This window comes from Paenirhodobacter populi, assembly GCF_004022215.1.
In the GTDB taxonomy this organism is placed as follows: Bacteria; Pseudomonadota; Alphaproteobacteria; order Rhodobacterales; family Rhodobacteraceae; genus Rhodobacter; species Rhodobacter populi.
Map to the genome: position 1 here is coordinate 21,529 of NZ_SAUZ01000029.1, position 23,599 is coordinate 45,127.

General features: G+C 61.0%; 20 protein-coding genes and 1 pseudogene. 2 read left to right on the plus strand and 19 right to left on the minus strand.

All coding sequences use genetic code 11. The features are described from left to right. Positions 1 to 200 precede the first annotated feature (200 nt). The 17 genes from D2T30_RS19380 to dgoD all read right to left on the minus strand — a co-directional run bounded on the left by D2T30_RS19380 (position 201) and on the right by dgoD (position 18,003). Positions 201 to 677 carry a Y-family DNA polymerase gene (locus tag D2T30_RS19380; protein ID WP_128187667.1) on the minus strand — a complete coding sequence of 159 codons (477 nt, stop codon included), beginning with the start codon at positions 675 to 677 and terminating at the stop codon, positions 201 to 203. Between the two features lie 949 nt (positions 678 to 1,626). Beyond that, entirely contained in the window at positions 1,627 to 1,995 is a 369-nt protein-coding gene (locus D2T30_RS24030; RefSeq protein WP_338325451.1) for an SOS response-associated peptidase family protein, read from the minus strand. A 30-nt stretch (positions 1,996 to 2,025) separates the two neighbouring features. Next, the gene (locus D2T30_RS24035; RefSeq protein WP_338325450.1) at positions 2,026 to 2,268 is read right to left on the minus strand and encodes an SOS response-associated peptidase family protein; all 243 of its coding nucleotides are present in this window, start codon (positions 2,266 to 2,268) and stop codon (positions 2,026 to 2,028) included. Between the two features lie 151 nt (positions 2,269 to 2,419). Continuing rightward, positions 2,420 to 3,637, minus strand: coding sequence for a helix-turn-helix domain-containing protein (locus D2T30_RS19390; RefSeq protein ID WP_128187666.1), 1,218 nt, complete (start codon positions 3,635 to 3,637; stop codon positions 2,420 to 2,422). A 254-nt stretch (positions 3,638 to 3,891) separates the two neighbouring features. Continuing rightward, a complete protein-coding gene (gene repB, locus D2T30_RS19395) occupies positions 3,892 to 4,821 on the minus strand; it encodes a plasmid partitioning protein RepB (RefSeq protein ID WP_128187665.1) in 930 nt (309 codons plus the stop codon). Beyond that, on the minus strand, positions 4,821 to 6,017 hold the full coding sequence (gene repA / locus D2T30_RS19400) for a plasmid partitioning protein RepA (RefSeq protein ID WP_128187664.1): 1,197 nt from the start codon (positions 6,015 to 6,017) through the stop codon (positions 4,821 to 4,823). Before repA ends, repB begins: the two co-directional genes overlap by 1 nt. Before the next feature lie 1,128 nt (positions 6,018 to 7,145). Further along, positions 7,146 to 7,733, minus strand: coding sequence for a Fic family protein (locus D2T30_RS23425; protein WP_206613014.1), 588 nt, complete (start codon positions 7,731 to 7,733; stop codon positions 7,146 to 7,148). Between the two features lie 319 nt (positions 7,734 to 8,052). Next, positions 8,053 to 8,274 (minus strand): antitoxin VbhA family protein, encoded by a 222-nt coding sequence (locus D2T30_RS19415; RefSeq protein WP_128187663.1) that lies wholly within the window; start codon positions 8,272 to 8,274, stop codon positions 8,053 to 8,055. A gap of 108 nt (positions 8,275 to 8,382) precedes the next feature. Next, positions 8,383 to 9,426 (minus strand): tyrosine-type recombinase/integrase, encoded by a 1,044-nt coding sequence (locus D2T30_RS19420; RefSeq protein ID WP_128187662.1) that lies wholly within the window; start codon positions 9,424 to 9,426, stop codon positions 8,383 to 8,385. An 844-nt stretch (positions 9,427 to 10,270) separates the two neighbouring features. Next, positions 10,271 to 11,791: a tripartite tricarboxylate transporter permease gene (locus D2T30_RS19425; protein WP_128187661.1), complete on the minus strand. Its 1,521-nt coding sequence runs from the start codon at positions 11,789 to 11,791 to the stop codon at positions 10,271 to 10,273. Positions 11,792 to 11,815: 24 nt separating this feature from the next. Continuing rightward, positions 11,816 to 12,328, minus strand: a complete 513-nt coding sequence (locus D2T30_RS19430; protein WP_128210206.1) for a tripartite tricarboxylate transporter TctB family protein — start codon at positions 12,326 to 12,328, stop codon at positions 11,816 to 11,818. A gap of 58 nt (positions 12,329 to 12,386) precedes the next feature. Then, complete coding sequence (locus tag D2T30_RS19435; RefSeq protein ID WP_128210207.1) at positions 12,387 to 13,343, minus strand: tripartite tricarboxylate transporter substrate binding protein; 957 nt, start codon at positions 13,341 to 13,343, stop codon at positions 12,387 to 12,389. A 51-nt stretch (positions 13,344 to 13,394) separates the two neighbouring features. After that, on the minus strand, positions 13,395 to 14,378 hold the full coding sequence (locus D2T30_RS19440; RefSeq protein ID WP_128210208.1) for a 2-dehydro-3-deoxygalactonokinase: 984 nt from the start codon (positions 14,376 to 14,378) through the stop codon (positions 13,395 to 13,397). Beyond that, positions 14,378 to 15,163 carry an IclR family transcriptional regulator gene (locus D2T30_RS19445; protein WP_128210215.1) on the minus strand — a complete coding sequence of 262 codons (786 nt, stop codon included), beginning with the start codon at positions 15,161 to 15,163 and terminating at the stop codon, positions 14,378 to 14,380. Before D2T30_RS19445 ends, D2T30_RS19440 begins: the two co-directional genes overlap by 1 nt. A gap of 62 nt (positions 15,164 to 15,225) precedes the next feature. Then, positions 15,226 to 16,161, minus strand: a complete 936-nt coding sequence (locus D2T30_RS19450; RefSeq protein WP_128210209.1) for a 2-hydroxyacid dehydrogenase — start codon at positions 16,159 to 16,161, stop codon at positions 15,226 to 15,228. A gap of 58 nt (positions 16,162 to 16,219) precedes the next feature. Beyond that, positions 16,220 to 16,861: a 2-dehydro-3-deoxy-6-phosphogalactonate aldolase gene (locus tag D2T30_RS19455; RefSeq protein ID WP_128210210.1), complete on the minus strand. Its 642-nt coding sequence runs from the start codon at positions 16,859 to 16,861 to the stop codon at positions 16,220 to 16,222. Beyond that, the gene (dgoD, locus tag D2T30_RS19460; protein ID WP_128210211.1) at positions 16,855 to 18,003 is read right to left on the minus strand and encodes a galactonate dehydratase; all 1,149 of its coding nucleotides are present in this window, start codon (positions 18,001 to 18,003) and stop codon (positions 16,855 to 16,857) included. The genes D2T30_RS19455 and dgoD overlap by 7 nt, the downstream gene beginning before the upstream one ends. A gap of 240 nt (positions 18,004 to 18,243) precedes the next feature. Here dgoD and D2T30_RS24200 point away from each other — a divergent pair. Then, positions 18,244 to 19,128, plus strand: a pseudogene (locus D2T30_RS24200) (IS5 family transposase). A gap of 412 nt (positions 19,129 to 19,540) precedes the next feature. After that, the gene (locus D2T30_RS19475; protein WP_241651342.1) at positions 19,541 to 20,737 is read left to right on the plus strand and encodes an IS701 family transposase; all 1,197 of its coding nucleotides are present in this window, start codon (positions 19,541 to 19,543) and stop codon (positions 20,735 to 20,737) included. 179 nt (positions 20,738 to 20,916) lie between these two features. On the opposite strand, the gene D2T30_RS19480 is transcribed toward D2T30_RS19475, so the two are convergent. Then, positions 20,917 to 21,858: an ornithine cyclodeaminase family protein gene (locus D2T30_RS19480; protein WP_241651341.1), complete on the minus strand. Its 942-nt coding sequence runs from the start codon at positions 21,856 to 21,858 to the stop codon at positions 20,917 to 20,919. A gap of 62 nt (positions 21,859 to 21,920) precedes the next feature. Then, positions 21,921 to 22,973, minus strand: a complete 1,053-nt coding sequence (locus D2T30_RS19485) for a proline racemase family protein (RefSeq protein WP_128210214.1) — start codon at positions 22,971 to 22,973, stop codon at positions 21,921 to 21,923. Positions 22,974 to 23,599 lie beyond the last annotated feature (626 nt).

Here is a 23,599-nt window from a genome sequence, read left to right on the forward strand (position 1 = left end):
TTTCGGGAACGGCTCCGGCCCTGCGTAGGCCACAGGTACGATGAGAAAGCTGCGCTCCGAGATCCGGCTGCTGGCTGGCAGGAAGCGCTGCACCGCCTCGAACCCGAGCCGGTTGCCGAGACGGGAGATCAGATCGGAGAGTTCATCCTCTTCCCTGATCCTGGCATTTCCGACCTGCTCTGGCGCCAGCGGCTCCGTTGTCACCGCGAAGAGCCGCAGTCCGTCGATCCATAACCGCTGTCGACTTCGTCTACCCCTTTGCGGAACAGTACGGAAATCCGGGCCGGATCCCGCATCGGTCGGGCTAGGCCGACCTCGACCACCGCAGCGGACCTGTCGACGCGCTGCAACTCCAGCCGAACCTTCCGTGTCCCCTGCCCCGCCCTCGCCAGCTTGTCGCAAAGCCGGGCCAGGAGTCGGTCGAGCGCCGCCATCACATCCGAGGTCAGCCCGATCGGTTCGGGCAGGGTCATCCTCACCCCGAAATACGGCGCATCCGTTTCCGCAGCCACCGACTCCCCTTGTGTCCCGAGCGCCTGATCCAGACGGCGCAGCAACTCCGGGCCAAACCGGCGGGCGAGCGGTGCCCGCGGGACAGTGGTGAGGTCGGCAATCTTCTTAAGCCCCAGCCGGGCCAGCCCTTCCGAGATCTCCGGCCCGATCCGGAGCGCGCCCACCGGTAGCGGGCCGAGCTTTTCCAGCAGCGCCCCTCCGGGATCACCCCGCCGCCCCGCCGGGCCAGCGCCCAGGCCCTACCCCGCGTCCCGGCGATCGCGCTCTTCGACCCGATCCAGTCGCGCTTCGACATCCGCCAGCAGCTCTGCTTCCCCGCCGAACAGATGCGGCACACCGGAGACGTCGACGATCAGCCCATCGGAGCCATCCTTCGCGGCGTGCGGTCCGTATCGGCTGGCCCACCGGCCGGGTCGAGAGACAAGGTCAGATCGCCCTCGCATCCGCGAGTGGCATGCCGCGATGCAGCCCGGCGTGGCTGGCGGCTTCGTTCAGACAATGCAGCTGCTCGGCGTTCGACGCCCTGAGCGTCAACGCGAAAGGCCCTTCAACGGGACAGCCCCTCAGGCTGACGTCGCTCGCCAGTTGGGGGAGCCAGATGGAAAGCAGCCGTCGCTCCATCCCAACTCACATAATGGGCCCCAGGTGTTCCCTTTTTGTTCTTATTAAGGGCCCGCCGATGCCGAGTCGAGCCCACGGGCCTCGGCATAGGATCACATTTCCAGCGGGTCTCGGCGGCGTTGCTTCCCCCGCCCTCGCGGATCAGCAGGAGCCCGGTTGTCCGACTCGCCTCGGCGGCAAGCTGGAGCCGCCTGCCCGCGGTCAGCGACATCGGTTTCTCGGGCTCGGCGATGACGAGGCCAACCGACCTCTATCGCCCAGATCAGGTCAGTCTCGCTTCGGGCCTCATTGAGATGCAGCCGCTCCGCCACCCCGTCGGGAAGTGATAATGGCATGAGCCGATCGCGATCATGCGCGAGGGTGATCCAGAAGATCGGCCCGCTGAACCTGACCGCCTGAAACAGGGCGAACCCCACCCTCCCCCGGCCCTCGGCCTCATGGACGCGAGCGCTCCGCAGCCGAAGCGAATCGATGGGCTCATCGAGAAGTCGTTCACGCAGGGCCCGCATGTGTCCCCTCCGCTACGATGCGAAGCAGCCCGTCCGGCAGTGGCCGTTGAAGGTTCAGCGCTTCCGGTGTGTCCGCGGTCAACCAGGTTCTCCATTGCTCGGGCCGGGTCAGGATTACCGGCATCGCCCTCTCGTGAACCGGTTCAACCTCGGCGTTCGCCTTGCATGTGAGAAAGCCGAAAAGCTCGGCGGTCACCTCTCCCTCCTTGAGTTTCCGGACCGAGGTCCATTCGGTGCGGATTCCGGTGAAGAACGCGAGCGGTCGATCCTCACTGAGCGAAAACCAGACCGGATTGTTGCGTGGCGCGCTCGGCCGGCTGTCGATCTCGGAGAAGCTGGTGAATGGGACCAGGCAGCGGTGTTCCGTCCCGAGCCAGCGCCGCTAATGTGGGGAGCTGACGTTTCGGATGTTCGTGACGCCCGGATCGGTCCGTTTTCCCTTAAGATAGACCGGGGGGGTTGGCATCCCCCAGCGGGCCACGGTCAGCATCCAGTTCCAGTCTTCGCCGTGTCGGATGATCGGCGCGGGATAGTCCGGATAGGTTCCGGGTGACGATGGCAGGTTGCCGGCGGTGTCGATCAGTTCCTCGCCATCCTCGAGCACGGCATTGGAGACCTGACGCATCGCGTCCTGGCTCTTGGACTGGAAATACAGGTTGCACGTCACACTACCTCGAGAATCGCCGATTGAGAACAATGACAGAACAGCGACGGATTCCCAAGCGCCGCTTTTCGGGGATGCTTTGACGCTTTGACCTGTCAGTTACATGGTCAGACTAGGCCGTCAGGATGGATTGGAGGTAGGCATCCGGACTGCGAATGGTTTCCACTTTCCTTGCGATCTGATCCTCGATCCTTAGAAGTTCCCACAAGCCAAGTTTTGCGGCAGCGCTGGCAAGAAGCGTCTGACTTATTCTCAGCATCTTCCCGAACTCGAAGGCGATGGCTGCGGTATCCTGATGGCATCCCGGCGCATCATAGAAGGCGCTGACCTCGGTTAGGTCGGCCCATCGCGGTTGATGCTCACGGCTGGGTTTTCTTTTTTTTGTATCTGACTCTGGTTCTATGTGGCGGACATTCTGTCCGTCATAGGCGGGCGTTTTGTCGGTGGCAGGTGCTGAGCTTGTGTTGGATCCGGTCGCGGCAGGCTTGTCCGGTTCCACTGCCATGGGAAGAATTATCGCGGCGGTGGAGGGCAAGTCAGGTTCTTGATGTGGGTCGTCGGCCTTGGGATGGCGATCGGTCTTGTGGGTTGCGGAAGCTGGTTCAGAGGGAATGATCGCCATACTGGTGGCCTGGCCAATGACCGTGGTCAGGCGGGCGAGTGCGGCGTGAGCCTCTACGAGGGTCAGCGTCGCACGACGGACGAGATTGCGGAGTCCGTCGACGAATGTCGCGGTGGTCTCATCAAGATGAAGCTCGAGACAGGCTGCCCGCAGACGAAGGATCTGGGCTCGCACACCGCGCAGTTCAGCGGCCTGCTCGCGCCGCTTCAGAGCGAGTGCGAGGAGATCGTCGGCACGAGCGAAGAGAGGTGACAGATCCAGTCCGAAGGCGCCGATCGCTTTGCCGCCCTTCATGATGGGAAACCTTTTGCCGTTGGCGCTGTCGCGCCGGACAAGCAGTCCTGCCTTCTCGAGGGTTTCAATGTGACGGCGAAGTTGGCGGTCAGTTAGGCCCTTCGCGCGGAAGCAGAGCGTCTCGTTGCTTGCATAGACCGTGAGCAAGGTGGCGGGGGTGACCGGGATTTCGCTGCCGTTGGGTCCCTGGCAGGGCAGGCAGCTCAGCAGGGCATCAAGAACGACCACTGCGCCTTGCCGGATACCAAGTTCGCGACTGCAGGTGTTGACCGCGGACATGATCGCGCGGCGTGAGACAGGGCGGAAGCCTGGCTGATGGGGGATCGAACCCATGCCGGAGAGCGAAAACTCCCTGGAGTCGGCACAGATCTTCCGTGCCCCGGCCGTAAGGACCGTGGATGTGATGTGTTTCATGCGATTTCAGACGGCAAACCAGATCCGGTCACCGAAATCGGTGTTGCGCTGATTCGATTTTCGGGCTACGAAATAGGTGTCTAAGCTATCGGAGCCCTCTGGAAGCATCACCGCTTTCGGGGGGTTTCTTTTTGCCTGAAGTCTGCTCCCTTTCCTGCTCGTTTCTAGTTGTAGCCCGTTAACTATGGGCCGCGATTTGTTGACCAGCGGTCAATTTAGGTCACAATCCGGACCCATTTTGACCACTGGTCAACTCAGTCATCCCCGTCACCCCGGAAGTCTGCGAGAAGCTGCTCAAGCCGCTCGTCAAGGAAGGTGGAGAAGGCTCTCATCTCTTCACCGGATGACCGGATGACGATCTTGCCTGGCGCGCTCTCGACCTTCACTCTGCCTTCCGCGAGCACCCGCTTGACGCTGACCGGCGGAGTTGGGCCGGACTTCTGAGTGAGCGCCCGGATCAGGCCGTGCAACCGTTCATTGCTGCTAGCGGCATCAGTCGGGATCAGCGCAACAAGCGCGGGCTGGTCGAGGTCGGTCCTCTCTTTCAGAAGGTCCCGCAACTGCTGCCAAGGGCGGCGGCCAGAGTCGTGAGCAGGGCCGATCCGGTCGATGACGGCGCGCGGCACGTCAGTCACCACGCCAAGCATCCGGCTGATCGTCGTCTTGTCGACTGCGAGCACTTCCATGATATCTTCGCGAGAAAACTCGTGACGCAGAAGTTGCTCCGCGTAGACCGATTGCTCGATAAAGCTGCGCTGGAGACGGGCCGCGTTCTCAAGCCCTTGGGAGATCAGCGCCTCCCGGTCGCTGAGTTCCGCGATATGCGCGAGAACCTGAATGCCGAGCAGTCTACACGCCTCAATCCGCCGCCGGCCGTAGACCACTTCGTAGGGCAGGGGCCCCTGATGGGTGCGGCGGAGTAGGACCGGGAGCTTCTGTCCAGACGTCCTGATCGAGCTGACCAGGTCCTCTAGGCCGTCCTGAACGTCGAACCGGTCCTTGACAGCGCTCTCAGAAATCTGGGCTGGGTCGATCTGACGGGCCGCGCCGGCGCTGAGCTGGTCCAGGCCGCGTTGGACGTCGAGCACCCCGGAAAGCTTCCGGGGCTTCTGCTCCTCCTCGGTCGTTGCGGCCTTGCCATCCCGGACCGCCTTTAGGCTGCTCGCGAGCAGGTTCTTTCGCATCAGATCCTCCCCCAGCTTTGTTGTAGCATCGCGTGAAGCTCTTCGGTCACCTCGTGTATGGACTGGATCGCCCGCTCATAAGTCTTTCGGTTGCGCATCTCGCTGAGCTCGACCTCAAGCACGCTCTGCTGCGAGACCCCGGCTTCGCTGATTGCGGCGGATTTCAGGAAAGCTGATTTCATAACCGCTTCGCCGAACAGGTCTCGAATGAAGGAGGCGAAGTCGACCTGGGTCGCCACGTTCGTGTCGAAGCGACTCAGCAAGAACCGAAAATTATCGAACAGACCGACCCCGGCGCTCTCGTGCAAGACCTCGGTCAACGAGGACGCCATGTTGAGAAATTGGGCCGCCGAGGCGAGGTCGACGCGTTCTGGGATGATCGTCATGACGATATTCTGAGCGGCGCAGATCGCGGACAGAGTCACGTAACCAAGCTGCGGCGGGCAGTCGAGGATGACCACGTCATAGTCATCCTTCACCGTGTGAAGCGCGGAGCGGATCTTGTCGAAAAAGACGGGTAACTCGCCCTTGCTAAGCGCGGCCGGCGTTTCATGCTCGAATTCGGCGACCTGGATGCCGCCGGGCAACAAGTCGAGGTTCGGAAAATAGCTGTGTTTGATCACGTCGGTGATCTGTTTTGGCCCCTCACCCGTCTCCCGGTCCCGGTAGCGGATGACGTCATATAGCGAGCCGCCGTCGAAAAAATCGAGCTCAGGCTGATAGCCGAAGAATGTGGTCAGCGACGCCTGCGGGTCGCAGTCCACAGCGAGCACCCGGTAGCCCCGCATCGCGAGGTCCTGGGCCGCGTGAATAGCGGTTGAGGTCTTCCCGGAGCCGCCCTTGAAGTTGACGAACGCGATGACCTGAGTGAGGTCATCCGAGCCGCGGCGTCCGGGGCGGAACTGGTCCGGGTTCTTGGCGGTCGAAGCCAGCACCCGTCGGATCTCATGAATCTCATCCGCCGAATATTTTCGGCGCCCACCCGGACCCATCTCGACTTCGGGAATCCGGCCTTCGTGATGGGCCTTTCTGAGATATCCGTCCGCGACGCCGAGGTAATAGCTTGCTTCACCGGCCGAAAATTTCCGGAGCGTCTTGACCTCATGGGGCGCAAATGAGTTCTCTGACAGCGCTTTAAGCGCCGTGGTGAGGTCCTTTGCAAAGCCCAAAAGGTGCTCGTGTAGCGCCTGTGTCATCTGTCCGCTCTCGTTTTTCGGTGAGGCCAGGAACGGTAACCGCCCGAATTTTTCGCTTATTGCGTCCAGTCTATGCCGATAGGTCGGTCAAAGCGCAAGAAAAGTTTGCTACCATCGGAACGGAAATACACAGGGAGTAGGGGGTTCAACCGTTCCGGCGTTCACACGCAGGCTGAGATTGGATGTACAACATATTGAAATATATATGTTAATAATATCCACAGTCTTGTCAACAGAGGCTGATTTTCGGGCAAGGGGTGCGGAAGTGTCCCTAATCGGAATTCTGGCGATCGGAACGCCACATCGTGAAGAGTAGGTGGATCGGCGTCTCGTGAGGCCGACTCGGTGCCGAACGATTCACGGTTGCTATAAGAACGTAAATCATTCCTGCTCGACTACAGGCTGGTTGATTGAACTGGCAAGGTCTTTGAAGCAGGACTGAGTTTCTGCCGAGGTAAAAGCCCAGCAGCTTTTGTCAGGTTCACCCTAAACTATTGTGTCTTCGTTGATACCCTGCGGGTCATTTAGGCGTTGGCCGAGTTGCTTCTGCATATGCCGTTCGTCGACCTCGGCCGAGGAGGCGAGCCCGGCGCGGAGGCTATGTTCCGATAAGAGGGCGGGGCGATCTTTCTCAGGTAGATCGGCCCTGTAGCCCGGCGGCCTCACGGTCCTTGAGGAGGAATGGTCCTGGCTCCTTTCCCCACCCGTGATTCGACAGAACAATAGGCCTTGGCTGATGGGGGCCAGTTTCAGCCGCAGCTCTCCAGCGCCTCGACCGGGCAGGTCGCGGGCGAAGACCTGCGGCCGATCTTGACTTGCGTCAGCCAGTTTTGCCGCGCAGGGAGACCAGAGGCCGCCTGGTAGTACCTCTATTAACCCGCGCACATCTTTGGTTTGGTCGTGACCCGGATCCAGTCCGGTGATCTCCGAATGCCGCATCCCGCCGGTGAAACCGATCAGCAGCATGGCGGGGTCACGAAGACCGTGAAGGTCTGCTAGGGTCGCAGGTCTCCAGCATGGCCAAAAGGTCCTCGGGCAGGACCGCTTCCTTTTGCCGAGGTGGTGCAGAATAAGTGTTGCGGATGCCGGCGAGCACGGTGGCGATATGCCGTTCACGTCGATCGAGGCTCAGCCCTCGCGACGTGTAGCCCTAGCCAGCGCTGAGGGGCAACGCTCAATGGTTGAGACGGCATTCTTCCGGTTGCCGGCGGATTTCAGGCCGCTGGCACAGGCGGTGATGTCGAGGCCAACGGCCTGCGGATCGGGCATGAGCGCGTCCAACCCCTTACGGCGATACCCGCCGTGAAATGCTTCCGGTCGGCGGCATAAGCCTTGTGGGTGTTGGCGGAACTCTCCATTTTTCATAGCCGCATGCCTGTCTCGCAAGATCGCGCAGGGCAGGGCGAGGGGAGCTGCTTGTTCATCGTGGTCTGCGGCGGCTCCGATCTGACGCAAGAGCAATGCCGGCAGCAGGGTGGTGTCACCGCGATAGGCCGCGATCGATACGGCGAGCATCGCGTCGGGCGGCACGTCCTCCCAGGTGATCGGATAGTCGGCTCGTTCCGCCAAGTATCGTACATATTCGCGCAGGGTGCGGCCATTACCATCCCTGAATGGATGCGGGACGTTCAACTCACCCATGAGCCAGGCCATGCGCTCAGCAAAGCGCTCGGCCGACAGCCCGGCAAGCCAGTTTTCTCGCCCAAGCTCAACCATCAGCCGCGTGCCCTCCTGGTCGATGAAGCGTCAGTTGGCGAAGCGATTGCCCCCTTTGGAGATGTCCACGTCCCGCACCGTTCCGGCCCAGGGATAGATGTCACCAAACAGGGCGCGATGAATTGCCAACACAGGTAGGAGAAATCCGGCCCCCTGCTGGCTAGGGCAGAGGCGAGTTCTGTATCTAAAAGGTGGCCAGCGCGACGATCGTGGCTTCGACCTGATCGAGTTCTGCCTGATCCGTGATGCCGAGCAGATTGTTGAGTACGCTGCTCTGAGGGTCGAGATGTCGATCGTCGCTATCGTATTTCGCTATACCTCAATCTGTGGCTGAAACTCTGCGGTATCGCTCCAGCAGGCGAACGCGAAGCTCGGTTGGACTGAGGTCGCCAGCTGCGACTTCCCGCAGTTCGGCCAAGGCCAGTGGATCAACGCGCAGGCCCTCGATCTCCTGGCTGGCAATCGCGCTCGCCAGAATCCGTGCGGGCGGCATGGATCTGGTCGGCTTATCGGTCCGGGACTGGGTGGTTTTGATGCGCATCGCGGTATTCCTCTTCTGTCGTATCCTGTCTTAGCAGATACGAGGCGGAGTTGCTTCATCAGCCTTGACGCTTCCTTCGGCTTGGCCGCGGAATTTCCCCGGGCGTTCTCATTCCAGCAGGTCGGTTGCGGGGTTCTGCTCGATTTCCACATCGGCATAGTAACGGCCTGCCTGCTGGACGGAACGATGCAGCGACAGCTTCATCGCCGCTTGCAACGGCGCACCGTCCAGTGCCGCCTGCGTCAGAAAGCCCGATCGCAGCCCGTGCGGCGTGGCGTAATCCTCGGGTAGGCCCGCGGCCTTCAGCCGGGCGCGCAGGATGATGCGGATCGCGTCCGGGGCAAGCGGGCGGGGCAGGGGACGCCCGGCCCGGCTGACGGGGCGGAAGAGGGGGCCGTTGTCGATCCGCGCGGCCTCGATCCAATGCGCCAAGGCACGGGCGGCGCGCCCCTTGACCGGCAGGCGCGGCGCCGCACCCCGCGCCGTGGTCTTGGTTTCCAGAAGCCGCAGCCAGATCAGCCCGCGTTCGGCAAAGTCACTCAGGTCGATGTCGTCGCGCTTCAGCCCGGTGATCTCCGACCGCCGCCGCCCGCCCGAGGCGAAGCCTAGCATCAGCACCGCCCGGTCGCGGATCCCGCGCAGGCTGTCGTCGCAGGTGGCCAGCAGGGTTTCCAGCACGTCGCGGGTGACGGGGCGGGGGGATTTCGGTTTCTCGGGCCGGGCCGCGGCCTTGCGCGCCTTGGCCCGCGCCTGACGCAGGAGCGGCGCCTCAAACGGCGAGGGCAGGTTGCGGATCCGGTGAAACGCCCGCCACGAGGCGATCCGCCGGTCCAGCGTCGACGGGGCAGGGCAGTCGAGCGACCGCCGCAGCCCCGCCGCGATCAGCTCCATCGCTGCGTCATGCGCATTGGTGCCGGGCCGGTCGTTCAGGTCGATGGAATGGTCGAGCACGAACCGCAGCGCGACACGCTCGTCCTCCGGCCAGACGAGCGGCTGCCCGAACACCGCCGCCTTCCATGCGGCGATATAGGCCAGATCGCGTTCCCAGGCCCGAAGCGTGTTCGTGGGCGTGCCGCGACGGTAGAGATCTGTGAGGGTCTGTTCCTCATCCTTCGACAGGCTGGAAAAGCTGATCGGAACCGGCGTGGGCATGGTGGTTTCTCCCGTGGTTTCGGGGAAGGATGGCGGAAGGCCGCCGGATTTTCAACACTCATGATAAGCATGACTTATCGTGAATAACTAAGGAGGTATTAAAGATCATCTATAATCCGCATATAATCCTAATAATACGGTTATACGGAGCGAATTGATGGAAGATGATGATCTTCATAGGATCATGAAGAACTGCCACCACGCAGGACTCTTGGCTTGATCGTATCGCGAGAAGAAGAGTACCCGGCCGTGGGAAAGCCGCGGGTCGGCCATCTTCGCCCGCTGGATGGGCGCCCGATAGCCTGTACCGCAATGACGGCCACAGCTTGATGGTGGAACCGATACAGCCATCCCGCTGGGTAGATCGGGATCAGCGACACCCGGTTCTTCAGGTTTTGCCCCGACGATCTCCTCCCTACTATGGCAATTTGTATTTGCAGCACTAGGGGATGGAGCTCTCTATTCGGTGTGAAGCAGCGATGACGACAGCAGACTCTGACCGGATGTTGAAAACGGACAGGCGCACGCCGCTGGTCAGATGTTTGGCGATCCCACGCACTAGCGGAGCTGGTCGCCAATCGGGCTATGCAACTGGGGATGAATGGAGCGCGGGTCTGTTTTGCGCGAAGAGAGACTTGGCGGTGACAACTTCGATAAGACGGACAGGCGAATGTCTGACGTCGAGAATGCTTTCGGTCGTAGGGGGCAGCAGGGTGGGTAGATGCGTTGCGGGGCTACAGCGCTCAGACTACCGCAGGAGGGGCATTTATCAGATCGCCTCAATATAAAACCGCGCCTGTCCGACATGGGGCAGGCGCGGATATTGTACTCTTTCAACGCTGTTTCAGGTATTCGTCGCGACGCTACCTGCCTTTGCGCTTGTCAGTTTGCGCTTCAGGCTCAGCAGGAACGGCATGACGATGGTGAACAGGGCCAGCAGCAGCAAAACCACCGTGATCGGCCGGGTGTAGAGGAAATCGTAGGAACCGCCCGACATAGACAACGCACGGCGGAAGTTGGCCTCGGCCATCGGTCCCATGATCAGAGCAAGGATGACGGGGGAGGCGGGAAAACCCCACTTCTGCATGAAATATCCGACCCCGCCTGCGATCAGCATCAGATAGACATCGAACATTGAATTGTTCAGTGCATAGGTGCCGACGGTGCACAGGGCAATGATGCCGGGGGTCAGGATGGAGCGGGGCACGCGCACGACGCGGCCCACGACGCGCGAACAGAGCAATCCCATAATTACCATCGCCAGATAGCACAGCAGCATCCCGGCAAAGAGCGTGAAGACCAGATCGGAGTTGTGTTCGAATAGCAAAGGCCCGGGTTGCAGACCCTGAAGCGTCAACGCTCCAAGCATGATTGCCGTCACTGCGTCGCCAGGAATGCCGAGCGTCAGCATCGTCAGGAGTGCCCCGCCGGTACAGGCGCTTGCCGAAGCTTCACACGAGGCAATGACCGCGGGCTCTCCCTTACCGAAGGTTTCGGGCGTCTTGCTGAAGCGTCGGGCTTCGTTATAGGCGACGAAACCCGCGATGTCTGACCCGGCACCCGGCACCATGCCGATGATCGTACCGATCCCGGTGGAACGCAGGATCGAGGTGCTCAATCGCCGCCATAGGCTCATCCCCGGAAACAGCCGCCCCAACTGCATCGCGGTTTCCTTCACGGATCCCTTGCTGTTTTCGAAGGCACGGAAGGCTTCGCTCATCGCGAACAGGCCGATCATCACCGGGATCAGCGGCACCTCGTACAGCTCGCTCATGCCACCGGTGAAACGGGGCATCCCCGCCATCGGATCCAGCCCGACCGTCGCGACGATCAGCCCGAGAATCCCGGCAATGATCCCCTTGACCGGGCTTTCCGCAGAAATGCCCGCGATCACCGACAGGCCGAACACCGCAAGGGCGAAGGTTTCGGCGGCGCTGAAGTTCAGTGCGAAACCAGCAATGACGGGGCCCAGAAAGACCATGACCATCACGCTGATGGTGCCGCCGATGTAGGAAGATATCGCTGCGATCGACAGAGCAATTCCTCCTTCCCCGCGGCGCGCCATTTCATTGCCGTCGATGGTGATCGCGGCGGAGGCGGGCGTGCCGGGTATGCGCAGCAGGATTGAGGTGATGGATCCGCCATACACCCCGCCAAAGAAGATACCGCAGATCAGCAGGATACCAGAAACCGGGTCCATCCCGAAGGTGAAGGGAAGAGCGATCGCCACACCCATCGCGACGCTCAGACCGGGGGTCGCGCCCACAAGGATGCCTAGTGCGACTCCTACGATGGCCAATAGAATGGCCATCGGGTGGGATCCGAGTGTCATGATACCGGCCCCGAGAGACTCAAGTTGTTGCATCTTCGATATCCTCTCTCTCGGCCGTCACTCGAAGAGCGATCCGGTGGGCAGCGGTACAAGCAGCAGCCATGAAAACAGCATGTAAATCGCTCCCGAAAGGCAGGCCGCCAACAATATGGTCAGGATGAAGTCGCGGCGCCCGAGCAGCAGCATCAGGACGATCAGCGCGACGAAAGTGGCCGGAAGGAATCCGATCATCTCGATTCCGACCGCGTAGCCAACGCTGATGGCGAAGCTCAGCACGACGGCAAGATAATCGGGTTTGGTCCTGTCGCCGCTCAAGTTCGCCGCCAGAACCGGCGCGCGCCAGGTTTGGACCGCAAGGAGAACCGACAGGGCAATCAGAATGGCCGAATAGAAAGTGGGGAATGCTGCGGGGCCGACATCATTGCTCATGGCAAACCGCGGAAGCTTCTGTGCAGCGAGAGCGGTGATCACGCCAATCACCATGCAAACGCCCGAAATCATCAGGATTGCGAGCCTGTCATCGCGACGGAGTGACGGGACCTGCTCGCCAGGATTGCTGGCACTGTCCATAAGACTACCTCCCTTTGATCGGACGTGTCCGGCCGGATGGCCGGACACGCGCCGTCAATCAGTTTCCAACAAGATTGATGTTCGAAATCAGATCGCCAAACTGCTGGTCATCCTGCGCGATGGCCTTCGCAAATTCCGGCGCGTCCAGATAGGCTTCGGTCATGTTCATCCGTTTCATCTGGGCTTGGAATTCGGGATTTTCGGCAACCTTGCGGCTGACCTCACGCAGGGTGTTGATCACGTCATCGGGCGTGTTCTTCGGCGCCAGAAGGCCGCGCCAGGTGCCGACCGACACGTCATACCCCAGTTCGCTCATCGTGGGGATTTCCGGGAACAGCGCTGACCGTTCCTTGTCCATCACGCCCAGCAGGCGCAACTGACCGGCTTCGACATACGTGGACACTTCGGCGGGTGAGACGCTGACGGCTTCGATATGGCCGCCGATCAGGGTGGTCACTGCTGGGTTGGCACCCTCGAACGGAACATTGTTGAATTCGGCCCCTGCGGCTTTGCCGAAGGCTACGGCAGCAAGGTGATAGATCGAACCGGTGCCGGAACTGCCGACGCGGATCGTGTTGGGCTTTTCCTTGGCTGCGGCAACGAAGTCCTCGAGCGTTTGCCACGACGAATCCGCACGCACCGTGATCGCCGCGGGTTCGGCGTTGATCCGGGCAATCGGACGGAAATCATCCACCTTGAAAGGGGCGATCCCCAGATGTGGCAGGATCGTGATCTCGACGAAGCCCATGGCGAGCTTGTAGCCGTTGGGACGCGCCCGGGCCACATCCGTCAGACCCACAGCCCCGCCGCCTCCGGGCTTGTTCACGACGCCCATGGGCTTCGCCAAAAGCTTGTTCGCATGATCGACGAAGGACCGGGTCAGAAGGTCGGTACCCCCGCCAGCGGCGGTCGGGACGATCACTTCGATATTGCGTGCCGGGTAGTTCTGTGCGGTGGCGGGCAGGGTGCCAAGAAGCCCCAGCAGCAGTCCAGCAATTGCCTGTTTGAATTTCATGTCTGTATTCCTCCCTACTTAAAGCGCGAATGGCTTGCTCCCGTTCGCTGGTCAGCCGGTGCGCAGCTGGCCAGTTTCGTGATCTCCCTGCGAGGTCAGTCCTGCCGTTGTCGCAAACAGGAATAGTCCTGCGGGGGCGGTATTTCCGTGCAATATCGGTGGCGTACCGCCAATGAAGCGGATGGCGTCCTGATAGCGGCGGCACAACGGACCTTCGCCGACAACGCGGATATCGTCTGCGCCGAATTTGGCGATGCCGGAAATGATTTCCTGTGCGATGACGATGCCCGACAGGTATTCCCCCAGTAGTTCCTGCGGCATATGCCCGAACAGCCCCAGCGTGCGCACCGAAAACAGCTGATGGGCGAAATCCCCGGTGCCGCCGTTGCTCGCAAGGCTCAGCCCCTGCTCAAAGGCCGAGCGACGTTCGTCATCGCTGCAGGTATTCGGTGCCACCAGCAGACGCGACAGGATCGTATGGCGTGACAGCGCGTCATAGATTTCGCCGGTCATGTAGGTGCAGAAGCTCTCCACCTGACCGTCACGGATCCTTGCCCATTTCGAATGGGTTCCGGGCAGCACGATCAACGCATCGTGGCGGGTCTCGGGGGCGATGGCAAAGACCCCTGCGATCTGGATTTCCTCGCCCCGCATGACATCGGGCGCCCCGCCTTCGGGCAGGTATTTCATCCCCGGGGCGATCAGCAGTCTGACCCCCAGCGGCGCCTCAACCGCCGTGGCATGGGCAAGGAGCGTATCCGTACCCGCCGGACAGGCGACATAAGGGGTTTCAACCCAGCCCTGCGCGCTGCCGACCATGCCGCAGGTCACGGCGTTGAGGATCTTGTATTGCGTGACCCAGTCCGCGCACAGGGCAATGAATGCCTGTTCGAACCCCTCTTTGCCCGCGGCCGGCAGGTTCTGGATGCCATGCCGGCTGGCACGGGTTTCCAGAATTTTCCCGCCATTGTCGATCAGGAACCCGCGCAGGCTGCTGGTGCCCCAGTCGATTGCGATAAGGTGAGGCTGCGTCATTATTTTCCCCCCGTCCAGCCCAGATCGCGCGAGATCGCCTCGGCGGTCATTTTCACGGCAGGGCCAAGCGCATACATGCGTTCTTCGCTCATGTAGGGGACGGCGCTGGCGACGCTGATGCCCGCAATCGCCCTGTTGGAAATGTCGTAGATCGGGCTGCCGACGCAGCGGATGCCCAGCTCGTTTTCCTCGAAATCAAGCGAGAAACCGAGATCACGGTAGTTTTCCATCGTGGCGCGGAATTCATCCCAGGGAGCCAGCATCGGACGATGAGCATCGGCCTCGCTATAGGCGAGGGCCTGGTTGAACATCCCCTGCCAGTCGCTTTGCGGCAGCCCCAGCATCAGTCCCTTGCCGACGCCCGTCGATGCGGCGGGCATGCGTTTGCCGACCTGCGAACGCATTTCCAGCCCGCGGCGACCGGGGATCTTGACCAGGTAAAGCAGCATTTCGCCATCCAGCACGGCGAGGTGTGTGGTGTCGCTGGACAGTTCGGCCAGCTTTTCCAGATGCGGCATGGCGATTCCGGTTAGTGGCCGTTGCTGCAGCGCGGCGGCGCCCAGGCGGATCAGTTTGGGGCCAAGAAAATATCCCTGTTGGGGGACATGGTGCAGATAGCCTTCGGCGACCAGCGTGCTAAGCATCCGGTGCATGGTGCTGCGCGGCTTTTCCAGTCGCTCGCTCAGGCGTTTGACGTCATTGATGCCATCCGCCACGCATTCCAGAATCGCGAACCCGCGGCTGAGCGTCTGGGTCCCGGGTGCATTCGCGTTTTCCGGAGGCATATCTGGCAGAGGCTCGTTCACGGGATGGATCCTTGGATAGGCGTGACAACTGGGTTTTCGGCTTATTGCGGAACCCGGGCAGGGATCGGGGCGCCGCTGAAATGGGCTTCAAGATTGGCGAGGAAAAGATTCGACATGGCTGCGCGGGTTTCATGCGTGGCGCTGGCCATATGCGGCGTCAGGACTACGTTCGGCAGTGCCCGCAGGGCTTGCGGGACATTCGGTTCCGTCTCGAACACGTCAAGCGCGGCACCGGCGATCCTGCCGTCTTGCAGGTATTCGATCAGCGTCGCTTCATCGACCACGCTGCCCCGGGCGACATTGATCAGGAAGCCATGCGGACCAAGAGCGTCCAACACATCCGCATTGATAAGATGACGGGTCGACTCTCCGCCGAAGGTGGTCACGATCAGAAAATCCACGGCTTTCGCCAAGGCAATGAAATCATCGTGAAAGAGATAAGGGACTTTGTCGCGTTTCTGCCGGCTGGTGTAGGAAATATCCATGCCGAAGGCTTCGGCTCGCCTGGCGATGGTGACGCCGATCCGTCCAAGACCGACAATACCCAGTCTCGCTCCGGTAACCTTGCGAGTGAACGGGTACCCGCCGTTAGGCCATCTATCGGCGCGCAGGAAACGGTCGGCCTGCGGCACCTGCCGCGCGATCGACAAAAGCAGCGCGATCGCGTGATCGGCAACGTCGTCGGTCAGGACATCGGGCGTGTTCGTCACGATGATTCCCTGTTCCGTCGCGGACGGAACATCGATCCCATCGTAGCCGACGCCAAAGACGGACAGGATTTCGACATTCGGAAAGCGCGCCATGAAGGATCCGGGAACGACGGATTCCCCATTTGCCGCGATCGCCCGGATCGAGGGCGACAGCGATTCCAGTTCCGAGTCTGAAACTTCGCTTAATCGGATGAAATTGTATCGATCCTGCAGACTTTGGTCGAGCAGCGGCGGCAGTTTGGCGACGGACAGCAGATTCACGGTCATGACGGTTTTCCGTTCCAGTATTGGTGCCCGGGCAAAGCCCGCGATTGGGAGCGAGGGATTAAGTCCGCGCCTTGCGGTAGGCAGCGACCAGCGCTTCGGCCCGCGCCCGCAACGTATTGGCGGTCATGCCGGGCTTGTAGATCGCGCTGGAAAATCCGAAGCCCGAGGCCCCGGCTGCCAGAAACGCTTCCATGTTGTCCTCGCCGATCCCGCCGACGGGGAGGATGGCGGCATCCATTGGCAAGACGGCGCGGATATCCTTGATATATCCTGGGCCCAACTGTCCTGCGGGGAAGATCTTCAGCCCCGTGGCGCCCGCCTTCAACGCGGCAAAGCATTCCGTCGGGGTCATGGCACCGGGCATGGACACCATGCCGCGTTCGCGCGCTGCGCCGATCACATCCGGCGCGACATTGGGTGATACCATCAGGCGTCCGCCGACATCATGCAACCGCTGCACATCATCGGCATCCAGCACCGTCCCGGCGCCGATCAGGACAGTATCGGGTAGGATCGATACGAAACGCTCGATTGTCTCAAACGGTTTGGGCGAATTCAGTGGCACTTCGATAAAGCGGAAGCCGGTGCCATGCAGCGATTCGGCGATGCCGTCGGCGTCAGAAGGCCTGATACCGCGCAGGATCGCGACCAATGGCAGATCGTGGAACGCATCTTCGTACAGATCAATACCGGTCACCATTCGGCAATACTCCCGTCCGCATGCCTCCAGACGGGATTGCGCCAGCGGTGGCCTTCCTTCGAACGCTCGATCACCTTTTCCTCATCGATATCGACGCCGAGGCCGGGCTTTTCGAGCAGGTTGAGATAGCCATCCACAATCGAGAGCGGTGCCGTATCGGTAACATAGTCCAGCACGTCATTGCCCTTGTTGTAGTGGATCCCCATCGACTGTTCCTGGATGAACGCGTTATGGGAGATGAAATCGACCTGCAGGCAGGCCGCCAGTGCGACCGGTCCCAACGGGCAATGCGGGGCAAGCGCCACGTCATAGGTTTCGGCAAGGCTGGCGATCTTCATCGCTTCGGTGATCCCGCCACAATGGCTCAGGTCCGGCTGGATGATGTCGACGCAGCGCGCCTCCATGATGGGCCGGAAGTCGAAGCGACTGTACATCCGTTCGCCCGTTGCGATCGGATAGGACAAACCGGAGGCGATCGCGGGCAGGCAGTGAAGCTGTTCCGTCAGAACCGGCTCTTCAACGAACAGCGGGTGCATGCCTTCAAGTTCGCGCAGCAGCACCTTGGCCATAGGGCGGTGGACACGGCCGTGAAAATCGATCGCGATCCCGATGTCCCGTCCGACGGCCTCGCGGGCCTCGAAGGCACGGGCGACAGCATCATCGACCTTGCTGTGGCTGTCGACGATCTGGATTTCGGGGGTGCCATTCATCTTAAATGCGGTAAAACCCTTTTCGGTAACCTCCTTGGCCTGACGCGCGATGTCGCCAGGGCGGTCACCGCCGATCCAGCAATACATTCGCATGCGATCGCGCACCGCGCCGCCCAGAAGTACGTGCACCGGAACACCAAGTGCCTTGCCCTTGATGTCCCACAATGCCTGATCAATTCCAGCGATGGCGCTCATCAGGATTGGGCCGCCGCGGTAAAACCCGCCGCGATACAGCATCTGCCAGATATCCTGGATCCGGCTCGGGTCGAGGCCGATGAGATAGTCCGAAAGTTCGTGTACTGCCGCCTCGACGCTGGAGGCGCGGCCTTCGATGACGGGTTCACCCCAACCGGCTATACCTTCATCCGTCTCGATTTTCAGGAACATCCAGCGTGGCGGTACCTGCCATGTCTTTATCGACCTGATTTTCACGATTCCCCCCTGGACCCTCGTGCTTTCCTCTGGCTGTTTGATACGTTAGCAAATCATCTGTGTCAATATATGGATATATTGTCCAAATAGTGAGACTAATTGGATGAACGCAAGGAGGCTTTGTTGCACTCCCCCGTCGGATTACGGATTCATGTTTGTGAGTCAGCGGGTTAGATTGGCGTCCTGAGCAAGCCTGCCCCTGTCTTCCGGACCACGAATTAGTCCAGTTACAATGCGGCGCTGAAGCGCCGGGGCTCGCTGATGGTCTGGCTGGATCCAGAGATGTCCTGGTTAGCGACACCGAGCGGCAAGCCGGGTCATCCTGAGCGGTTCTCGGCGGCTGCCATTCAGTTCTGCCTCTCAATGAAGATCTTGTTCGGCCTGCCGCTCCGGCAAACGACAGGGTTCGTGGAAAGCTTGCTGGCCCTGTCGGGTCTGGACTGGCAGGTACCCTTCGTCGGGCGATCCTTCCACTGGAAGGATCGCTGATCCTTCTCAGTACACAACGCTCTGCCGTAGGCAGAAGCATCTGAAGGTGCAGATCCCGTATCGGCCTGCATCCGCTCCACCGCACCTGCTGGTGGACAGCACAGGGATCAAGTTCTCGGGCGAAGGCGAATGGCCAATCGCCGGGAAAACAGTCCCCCGGACTGTTTTCTGGCCCGGCTCATATCCGCAAGCACGGGGCCAGTCGCCGCCGGCAGTGGCGCAAAATCCATATCGGGATCGATGCTGATACACTGGAAGTGCGGGCGGTGGAGATGACCAGTAACCGCATCGGGGATGGTGAGCGGGCGAACGCCATTGATGGAGTGGATGGCTCCCTTCATGGGTTCATATGACAGCACCCAATGTGGCACATTGCGATGCCGGGAGCGGGAGCCATCCACTCCATCAATGGCGGGCGGCCCCTCACTACCGCCTCGCCGAAATGCCGGAACCTGGAAGGGACACGATCCGGGACTGCGATCACGCAATGAAGCACTGCGTGCCTGCAAGCGCTTTGGCCGGGCCAACTGGAAGAAATGGTCCGGATACCACCGACGAAGCCTGGTCGAAGCCAAGATGCGATGCGTCAAGCTGCTCGGCGAGCGCATTGGAGGGGGCATGGGAACTGACTCGTGACGGCGCGTGAACCTGCCCTCGCTTGGCGAGGCACCAGCCCAAGTGATGCCCTTCTATGACGACCGGGTAGCGAAGGCGGGAAGCGCGGAGACATCATCTATCGCAGCGCTTCCCGCCTTCGCTTTTGCTGTACATCTGCTGTATATCGACATCTTGGGCGGAAACCGGCGCCGCGCCTAGCACGGCCATCCGTTCTGGGCTGGGCTTTCCCTCTCCGCCCTTATCACGCGGCCCGCTCCCGCAGGGCTTCGTACAGCCGTCCCGGCCCCATGAGTGCCGTCTTCAGTCCGTCCTGGATTGTCTGTGATTCCAATGCCTGACGACTCATCGCCGAATGTGCATCTAACATTACAGTTGCGTTTGTTTCTGACCTCTGAATCACTGTGCTACCATGGTGCAGATGAGGTCACGGATGTCAGGGTTTGCTGTCGAGGATACGCTTGAGCTGTGGGCTTCGTCGCTTCGAGATGTGAAGTCTCGGATACGGGTGCTGTTCACGCAGGACCGTGTTGCGGCGTCTGCCGGTCAGTTTCTCGATGGCTTACTGGGCGATGAACGCCGCAAGACCGGATGGATGCGGGCAGAAGCCGCTGGCGACAAGGGCCCATGGCGGCAGCAGGCGATCCTCGGCCGGGTGCCCTGGGAAGCCGATGCCTTGCGTGACATCGTGCGCGATTATGCGTTGGAGACACTGGCCGATCCCGATGCCGTTCTAGTCATCGATGAGACCGGTTTTCTGAAGCAGGGCCATGCCTCCTGTGGCGTGGCGCGGCAATATACCGGCTCGGCAGGTAAGATCACCAACTGCCAGATCGGGGTCTTCGCCTCCTATGTCTCGCGCCATGGCCACGCTTTTATCGACCGGGCGCTCTATCTGCCGAAGGTCTGGGCCGATGATCTGGAACGGCGCCACAAGGCCCATGTGCCGAAGGATATCGACTTCGCCACAAAACCTGCGCTGGCCTGCGCCATGATAGAACGGGCGCTGGCCGCGGATGTGCCGTTTTCCTGGGTGGCCGCCGACAGCGTCTATGGGGTCGGCGATATCGAACTGGCGCTGCGGCGTGCCGGCAAGGGATATGTGCTTGGGGTCAGCGCAAAGCATACGTTCAACTCCTGGGGCAAGCCTTGTGCCGTTGCCGGAACCGCAAAGGATATCGCCGCGGACTTGCCTCCGGGGGCGTGGCAGCGTCTTTCGGCAGGCATGGGCACCAAGGGAGAGCGCCTTCATGACTGGGCCTATATCGAGTTGGCCGATCTCGATGCCGAAGATTTCAGCGCGGCTTTCAGCGGGATCTGGACGCGGGGCCTGCTGATCCGCCGCAACATCGCTGATGGCGATATTGCCTTCTTCTCGACATGGTCCCCTCAAGGCACCCCTATCGAAACCCTGGTGCGGATCGAGGGTCACCGATGGGCAATCGAAGACAGCTTCGAGACCGCGAAGAACGAGCTTGGCCTCGATCACAACGAGACGCGCTCATGGCACGGCTGGCACCGCCATGTTTCTCTGGTCATGCTGGCCTTCGCCATGATGGCCGTCATCCGCCATCATGCCAATGTCGCACCACCCCCAAAAACAATGCACAGGCCCCATCGCCACACCTGATCCGATGGTCCGCCCAGGAAATCCGCCGCATCGCCAACCGCATGGCACAGCGTCAAATCCAGCCCGCACAGATCATCGCATGGTCGCTCTGGCGACGAGCGCATCAGGCCGTAGCAAGACAGGCCCATATGACACCCTCGGCTCCCGCAGGAACGGCGCTACCAGCCCAGGACGATGTATCAGCCGCCGCAGCTTGACGCCTGCGCGGTCAGCTTTTGGGCGATCAGGCTGGCGATTATCAGATCGAGATGCCCGCCCCCGCCGTTTTTGAACAATGTTACCTCATCGTCCGATCGGCGCGCAGTCGGACCGAGCGGGACGAGATCATAGAGATCGCCCCGCACGTCTTGAGGCCCGATAACGCCAGCAGCGATCGGCTGGGTCAGATCGCCGACCCGATCCACCGTGGTAGCAAGGCAATCAACCCAGATCCCGGACCGCATGATCAGGCTGTCGTCGGCCTCACGCATCTCGGGTTTGAAACCACCGATCAGATCGACATGGGTGCCGGGACGGATCCACTCGCCCTTCAGAATCGGATCCCGCGCCATGGTCGCAGAGGCGACGATATCGGCCGAGCCGAGCGCTGCGGGCAAGTCGGCCACGGGCTGTAGATCGGCACGAATATCCGCAGCCGCTTCGACCAGCGCCAGCGCCTTTTCGGGGTTCCTTGCCCAGACCGAGATACGGTCCAGATCCGGGAACAGCGTGGCATAACCCTGTACCAGATCGCGGGCCACGACCCCCGCCCCGGCGATCACCAGATGGCGCGCATCGGGTCGGGCAAGCAGGCTTGCCCCCAGAAGCGAATCCGCCACCGTCTTGAACTGCGTCACCACGCTGCTTTCGATGATGGCCCGGAGGGTGCCCGTTCTGTCATCGAACAACAGGACCGCCCCCTGCACCGAGGGCACGCCTTGCGCTGCGTTCGCCTCGAAAATCGTCTCTGCCTTGACGGCATAGCCCAGACCATTGATGTGCGCCGCACGATTCAGAAGGCCCACGCTGCCCCCACCCAGGATCAGATCACCAAGCTCCGGACGTGGCAGAAGATGCCCATTGCGAATAGCCTCGACCGCTTCAGGCCATGTTAGAAAGTGACCAGCCTCTTGCCGCGTCAATATTCTGGTAAACATGTGGGATGACGGTCCTTCTGAAGCTGGGGCAATACTGTCCGGAACCGTCAGGCCCAGATATCGCCAATGGTGAAGCCTTCGGTAAAGGGATCGTCATGATCCAGCACGAAGGTGTTGATTCCGAATACCCAACTGCGGCCGGTAATGGTCGGCACCACGCCACGACGTCCGACGATGTCCACCTCTTCAACCAGACGCCCGGTATAGACGTTGCCGATGATGCTCTGATGCCGGAAGTCCTGGCCGATCTTCAGCTCGCCCTTGGCATGCAGCACCGCCATCTTGGCACAGGTGCCCGTTCCGCAGGGGCAACGATCGATAGCTCCGGTCCAGGTCGCCGGATCATCCCAGGAGAAGCTGCCCGAGGACATTGTGACGGCATTCTTCCAGTCAGCATTCAGATCTTCAGTCGGTCCGCCAAGCTGCGCGACCGTGATGCCGATGCCGGGGTAATCCGGGTGGGCGACGGGGAGTTGCTCGCTCGCAGCACGCTTGATCATCTCCGATACGCGGGTGATCTCGCGGCCATGCTCGGGGATCAGTTCCAGCCCTTTGAATTGCCGCACGTCGGCGATGACATAAAACATGCCGCCCCAGCCCACATCAACCCGGACCTTGCCCAGATGCGGCACATCGATTTCCGCATCCAGATGCACCGCAAAGGCAGGCACGTTACGGAAGGTTACACCGGTAACCTTTCCGTTCTTGCAGGCTGCGGTCACGCGGATCAGCCCGGCCGGTGCTTCCAGCGTCAGTTCGGTCACCGGCTCCTTCATCGGCAGGATGCCCATTTCCAGCAGCACTGTCACGACAGAGATCGTGTTGCCGCCGGACATCATCGGATATTCGACCTGCTCCATGATGATATAGCCCGCATCCGCCTTGGGGTGGCTGGGCGGAACGAGCAGGTTGCAGCAATGTGCCGGGTAGCCGCGCGGCTCGCGCAGCATCAGCTTGCGCAGTTGATCGTCGTTTTCCTCAAGCCACCTAGTCTTTTCGTAGACCGAGTTCCCCGGGATATGCGGCACACCGCCCGTGATGACGCGCATCGGCGTTCCGGCATGTGTGTCAACGGCATGGATCATGCGCTTGAAAGTCATTGTCGGGAACTCCTGATTCTATGGGGCATGTTCGGGGTTGGACAACTATTGAACACCAGGACATGTGTGCGTGTGCGGGTTCCCGATGACCCCGTTGCTGCAGTTCGCGCCTGGAGGTTGGAGTAACAGGGATCAGGTCCCGCCGAATAGTGAAACCTAACCGTAAGTGGCCTGCCACCCGCAATCGAGATTTTCATCAAGTGCCGCATTAGCAGAACTATGGCAACCACCTGCCGGATTGAGTCAGCCCGCTTCATGCAGGGACCGCAGGACATGCGGTTAGAGGTGGCTGCGAAAATCTGAACAGCCGGGATGAGTGGATTTTCCGAGCAACATCGGTATTATGCTGCAAGCGAGGAGAAGATGATCGCGCCGGAACCACAGTCCGGCATTCAAGGCGAAAGTGGGTATAGTTGCGATCATGGGCGGTAGAAGGCTATGATCGAGTTGGAGCAGCATCGAAACCGATCAGCAGGCGCAGGCAGTAGCTTAAATCAGCCCCAAGACTTGAACCGCTCCGGGTTTGCCGGAGGCTGATTTGGGTTAGTTACGCGGCCATGTCTTCGGTTTCCAGAGCGGCGTAGAAGTTGGCCTCGGCTTCTGCGGGCGGGATGTTTCCAATAGGC

What these genes read in the sequence shown, in the direction of transcription:
- D2T30_RS19475 (WP_241651342.1), top strand. Translation starts at nt 19,541, where the DNA reads ATGTCAGGGTTTGCTGTCGAGGATACGCTTGAGCTGTGGGCTTCGTCG.
- D2T30_RS24035 (WP_338325450.1), bottom strand. Translation starts at nt 2,268, where the DNA reads ATGCGTCAGGTCTCCAATGCCGTGCTCGAGGATGGCGAGGAACTGATC.
- D2T30_RS19445 (WP_128210215.1), bottom strand. Translation starts at nt 15,163, where the DNA reads ATGCCTCCGGAAAACGCGAATGCACCCGGGACCCAGACGCTCAGCCGC.
- D2T30_RS19430 (WP_128210206.1), bottom strand. Translation starts at nt 12,328, where the DNA reads ATGGACAGTGCCAGCAATCCTGGCGAGCAGGTCCCGTCACTCCGTCGC.
- D2T30_RS19450 (WP_128210209.1), bottom strand. Translation starts at nt 16,161, where the DNA reads ATGACCGTGAATCTGCTGTCCGTCGCCAAACTGCCGCCGCTGCTCGAC.
- D2T30_RS19440 (WP_128210208.1), bottom strand. Translation starts at nt 14,378, where the DNA reads ATGACGCAGCCTCACCTTATCGCAATCGACTGGGGCACCAGCAGCCTG.
- D2T30_RS19485 (WP_128210214.1), bottom strand. Translation starts at nt 22,973, where the DNA reads ATGACTTTCAAGCGCATGATCCATGCCGTTGACACACATGCCGGAACG.
- repB (WP_128187665.1), bottom strand. Translation starts at nt 4,821, where the DNA reads ATGCGAAAGAACCTGCTCGCGAGCAGCCTAAAGGCGGTCCGGGATGGC.
- D2T30_RS19390 (WP_128187666.1), bottom strand. Translation starts at nt 3,637, where the DNA reads ATGAAACACATCACATCCACGGTCCTTACGGCCGGGGCACGGAAGATC.
- repA (WP_128187664.1), bottom strand. Translation starts at nt 6,017, where the DNA reads ATGACACAGGCGCTACACGAGCACCTTTTGGGCTTTGCAAAGGACCTC.
- D2T30_RS19420 (WP_128187662.1), bottom strand. Translation starts at nt 9,426, where the DNA reads ATGCCCACGCCGGTTCCGATCAGCTTTTCCAGCCTGTCGAAGGATGAG.
- D2T30_RS19415 (WP_128187663.1), bottom strand. Translation starts at nt 8,274, where the DNA reads ATGCGCATCAAAACCACCCAGTCCCGGACCGATAAGCCGACCAGATCC.
- D2T30_RS19455 (WP_128210210.1), bottom strand. Translation starts at nt 16,861, where the DNA reads ATGGTGACCGGTATTGATCTGTACGAAGATGCGTTCCACGATCTGCCA.
- D2T30_RS19435 (WP_128210207.1), bottom strand. Translation starts at nt 13,343, where the DNA reads ATGAAATTCAAACAGGCAATTGCTGGACTGCTGCTGGGGCTTCTTGGC.
- D2T30_RS23425 (WP_206613014.1), bottom strand. Translation starts at nt 7,733, where the DNA reads ATGGTTGAGCTTGGGCGAGAAAACTGGCTTGCCGGGCTGTCGGCCGAG.
- D2T30_RS19425 (WP_128187661.1), bottom strand. Translation starts at nt 11,791, where the DNA reads ATGCAACAACTTGAGTCTCTCGGGGCCGGTATCATGACACTCGGATCC.